This window comes from Kineosporia sp. R_H_3, from assembly GCF_002198675.1.
Classification (GTDB): domain Bacteria; phylum Actinomycetota; class Actinomycetes; order Actinomycetales; family Kineosporiaceae; genus R-H-3.
Genome location: NZ_MWLL01000032.1, coordinates 1 through 3,483 on the forward strand (window position 1 = coordinate 1; position 3,483 = coordinate 3,483).

General features: G+C 77.4%; 3 protein-coding genes and 1 pseudogene. 1 reads left to right on the plus strand and 3 read right to left on the minus strand.

Going from position 1 to position 3,483, the window contains the following annotated elements; genetic code table 11:
- A pseudogene (locus tag ECOMGDLI_RS34340) lies at window positions 1-248 on the minus strand (hypothetical protein); the annotation flags it as partial.
- Window positions 249-471: 223 nt separating this feature from the next.
- Between ECOMGDLI_RS34340 and ECOMGDLI_RS02615 the strand changes: the two are divergent.
- Window positions 472-1,653, plus strand: coding sequence for a M20 family metallopeptidase (locus ECOMGDLI_RS02615; RefSeq protein WP_158220868.1), 1,182 nt, complete (start codon window positions 472-474; stop codon window positions 1,651-1,653).
- 34 nt (window positions 1,654-1,687) lie between these two features.
- Here ECOMGDLI_RS02615 and ECOMGDLI_RS34345 read toward each other — a convergent pair whose 3' ends face one another.
- Together ECOMGDLI_RS34345 and ECOMGDLI_RS02625 are read right to left on the minus strand one after the other, a co-directional pair.
- On the minus strand, window positions 1,688-2,131 hold the full coding sequence (locus ECOMGDLI_RS34345) for a phage tail sheath C-terminal domain-containing protein (RefSeq protein WP_158220869.1): 444 nt from the start codon (window positions 2,129-2,131) through the stop codon (window positions 1,688-1,690).
- Complete coding sequence (locus ECOMGDLI_RS02625) at window positions 2,128-3,267, minus strand: hypothetical protein (RefSeq protein ID WP_088313312.1); 1,140 nt, start codon at window positions 3,265-3,267, stop codon at window positions 2,128-2,130. The genes ECOMGDLI_RS34345 and ECOMGDLI_RS02625 overlap by 4 nt, the downstream gene beginning before the upstream one ends.
- Window positions 3,268-3,483 lie beyond the last annotated feature (216 nt).

Consider the following 3,483-nt stretch of genomic DNA (forward strand, 5'->3'; position numbering starts at 1 on the left):
GGGGCCACCGAGCGACCCGTGACCATCCGCCCGGCGCGGGGGAGCGACCGGTCCCGCGGGCCGGCGGAGAGCTCGTCGCCGGCCCGGCCCTCGTGCGGCCCGTTGGACGGCCGGTCGGACGGCCCGTCGGACGGCGCCGTCATCGGCAGCAGGGTGCCCGCCGCGGCCGGCTCCGCCGGTGCGTCCGTCCACCACGTCCGGTCGTCGTGCCTGCTGTCGTCGCGCCTGTCGTCGTCGCGCCTGGACACCCTTGCTCCCCGGTCGGCGTCACGGTCGTGCACCGGTCCCGGCGCACGTTGCGCGGCGATCCTGCCGCACGAGGTGGATCTCGATCCAGCGCGGCCAACGACCGTTGGCGGCCTCGCGACAGGGTGTCCACCGGGGGTCGACGGACCGTCGCGGAACGACCTGACGGGCCGTCGGCGGGCCGTCGTCCGACCGCCCCGGCGCCGCAGGTGCGAGGATCGGCGCGTGACGTCGTCCGAGCACCAGAGCGAGCCCGCGGCCTTCACCGACGCCGACCTGGCCGCCGTCCGGGCCGGGGTCGCGCAGTGGCGCGGACCGGTCCTCGAGCTGTCCCGCGCCGTGAACGCCGACCCCGAGCTCGCCTACGCCGAGCACCGGGCCGCCGCCCGCTGCGCCGACCTGCTGGAGTCCGGCGGGTTCGTCGTCGAACGGGCCGCGTACGGCCTCGACACCGCCTTCGCCGCCCGGGCCGGCGCCGGCGACCGGCACGTCGTCGTGTGCGCCGAGTACGACGCGCTGCCCGGTGTCGGGCACGCGTGCGGGCACAACGTCATCGCGGCGTCCGCGGTCGGGGCCGGTCTCGTCCTCGCGCCGCTCGCCGAGGCCGCCGGGCTGCGGGTCACGGTGCTCGGGACCCCGGCCGAGGAGGTCGGCGGCGGCAAGGTCGACCTGCTGCGCGCCGGGGCGTTCGAGGGGGCCGACGCGGCGGTCATGATGCATCCGACGCCCTGGGACGACTACGGCCCCGAGAGCCTCGCGATCGAGGAGTGGGACGTCACGTACCGGGGGCGGGCCTCGCACGCGAGCGCCGCGCCGGAGCTCGGTCTCAACGCCCTCGACGGCGTCGTCGCCGGGTACCAGGCGGTGGCGATGCTGCGACAGCACCTGCGGCCGTTCCAGCAGGTCCACGGGATCATCAGCCACGGCGGTGACGCGCCGAACGTCGTCCCCGAACGCACCGAGGCGAAGTACTACCTGCGGGCCCGCACGGTCGCCGACCTCGAGGACCTGCGGCACCGGGTGCGTGCCTGCCTGGAGGGTTCGGCGATCTCGACGGGGACGGGCATCGAGGTCGAGGCCGTCGGCAACCCGTACCTGCCGCTGCAGCCGCACGCCGGGCTGGTCGCCGCGTTCACCGCTGCGTGCGCGGCGCTCGGCCGCCCGTTCACGCCGGACCCGGCCGGGGCCGCGTTCGGCGGGTCCACCGACTTCGGCGACGTGAGCCAGGCCCTGCCGGGCCTGCACGCCGACATGACGATCCACTCGTGGCCGGCCGTCAACCACACGCACGAGTTCGCGGCGCACTGCGTCACCGAGGCCGCCGACGCGACGGTGCTCGACGCCGCGGGGGCGCTCGCGCTCACGGCGCTCGCGGTGGCCCGGCGGCCGGACGTCGTCCTCGCCTGAGCCGGGGGCGGCGGCCGGACCGGTCCGCCGCCGGCTACGGGGCCGCGGTGCGCCGCACGATCCGCAGGAGGACGAACTCGGCGGGGCGCAGCGGTGCGACGCCGACGAGGCACACGAGCCGGCCCGCGTCGATGTCCGCCTGGGTCGTCGTCGTCCGGTCGCACCGCACGAAGTACGCCTCCTCCGTCGTGGTGCCGGCGAATGCACCCTGCTGGAACAGGGTCTGCAGGTAGTTCTCGACGGTGCGGCGGACGGTGCTCCAGAGGGCCTCGCCGGCGGGCTCGAAGACCGTCCAGCCCAGCCCGCGTTCGAGGCTCTGCCCGATCGTGCTCAGCAGCCGGCGGACCGGCAGGTAGGTGCGCTCCGAGCCGGTGTCGTCGAGCGTGCGGGCGCCCCAGACGACGAGGCCGTGCCCGGGGAGGACCCGCAGTGCGTTGACGCCCGCCGCCGCGAGGGCCCCGAGGTCGCCGTCGGTCACCGGCGTGCTCGGGCCCGCCGTCCCGTGCAGGGCGGCCCCGGGCCCGGCGGGCGGTGCCGGACGCCCCGGGTGCTGTCGGTGCGCGCGACGACCCCGGCGACGGCGCCGGACGGCGCGACGCTGCGGATCGCGTGGCCGCGCAACGGGTCCGGCTGCAGCAGCCGCGGGAAGTAGAGCGCCACGTGCGAACCGGCCACCCCGAGCGCACGGACCCCGGCAACGGCGTCCTGCGCCGTGACCCACGAGGGCGGCGGGTCGACGAGCAGGACGGCGCGGTGCGCCCGGCACAGCGCCGAGGCCGTGGCGAGGACCGACGCGTCGACGCTTTCCGGCGGTTCGGTGGCGGGGTCGCTGCCGTCCGCCGCCCGGTACGGCGGGATGCAGAGCAGGGTGAAGAGGTCGGCGCGGCGCAGCGCGAACAGCCCCCGGCCCTGCGCCTCCTGCTGCGGCCCGACGAAGTCGTCCGCGGTGAGGGCCGCGCCGTCGTCCGCCCGGTCGGCGGCGGCGACGGGCACGCTCGTCGGCGGGTCGTGGTCGGCCCAGGGCTCCGCACCGGCCGCAGCGGCTGCCGACGCCGGCGGCCGCGGTGACCCGGTCCCGGACCTCAGCCGGACCAGCGCGGACGACGCGGCGAGCACCGTGTCGAGGCGTCGGGGGTCGCCCGGGTCGAGGCAGACGTCGGGGAAGACCTCGACGACGCCGGTGCCGCCGTCCCGCACGGTGAGCGTGAAGCGCGCCGCCGTCACGTCGTCCGCGCCGGGCGGGTGCTCGACCCGCGCGCGCAAGGCGTTGCCCCACGCCCCCTCGTCGGCGGACTCGAGGACGACACCGCCCCCGAGGTCGAGCGCGGCCCGCGACGGGCCGACGGGTGCACCCAGGACCCGGACGACGACGGCCTCCGCCCCGCCGTTGAGGAAGTAGTCGCGGACGGCGTGACCGAGCGTGCCGCCGAGCCAGAGCCCGCCGAAGACCCGCTCGAACTCCTCGAGGCTGCGCACCGACCGCGGCTCACCGACCGGACCCCGCGCCGTCCGGCCGACGAACGCGGCGACCGCCGTCGGCAGCACCGGGACCGGCGGCGGCCCGGTCGGCGTCTCGGCGACGTAGACGCCCGGCGTCGTCAGCTCGTCCGGCATCGGCTGCTCCCGTCGTCGGCACCCCGCTGCCCATCATGGGGGAGGGGAGCGCCCCGGCACAGGGCCCGGCCGGTCGCCGGACGGCGCGAGCCGGGTGCCGCCGATCGGTAGGCTGGCGGGGCGCCGCACGGGACGACGTGGCGCCCGGGGCGGTAGCTCAGCCGGTCAGAGCAGGGGACTCATAATCCCTGGGTCGTGGGTTCGAGCCCCACCCGC

Excerpts from the sequence above, each read along its gene's own strand:
- ECOMGDLI_RS02625 (WP_088313312.1), bottom strand. The coding sequence starts at position 3,267 with ATGCCGGACGAGCTGACGACGCCGGGCGTCTACGTCGCCGAGACGCCG.